Consider the following 451-nt stretch of genomic DNA (forward strand, 5'->3'; position numbering starts at 1 on the left):
ATATTAAAGTCATATAACGAACATAACAAGGATAAGCAGACTGATTTTATAATTGAACAGTTAGAATTAGGTCTTGACGTTGCGCTCGTATCTGATGCTGGAATGCCCTTAATTAGAGATCCTGGATAAGGATTAGTAGTGGCAGCCAGAGAAGCTAATATTAAAGTTGAGACTGTGCCTGGACATAATGCTGGGCTGACGGCTTTGATGGCTAGTGGATTACCTTCATATGTATATACATTTTTAGGATTTTTGCCACGAAAAGAGAAAGAAAAAAGTGCTGTATTAGAGCAACGTATGCATGAAAATAGCACATTAATTATATACGAATCACCGCATCGTGTGACAGATACATTAAAAACAATTGCAAAGATAGATGCAACACGACAAGTATCACTAGGGCGTGAATTAACTAAGAAGTTCGAACAAATTGTAACTGATGATGTAACAC

Annotated in this window: 1 protein-coding gene; it reads left to right on the top strand. The window is 36.6% G+C overall.

Annotated features, from left to right (window positions below; genetic code table 11):
* Positions 1-138 precede the first annotated feature (138 nt).
* Positions 139-451 (top strand): SAM-dependent methyltransferase (locus A6F49_RS14445; protein WP_235605019.1); only part of this gene is annotated, 313 nt, incomplete at its 3' end.

It is taken from the genome of Enteractinococcus helveticum (assembly GCF_001657475.1).
Lineage (GTDB): Bacteria > Actinomycetota > Actinomycetes > Actinomycetales > Micrococcaceae > Yaniella > Yaniella helvetica.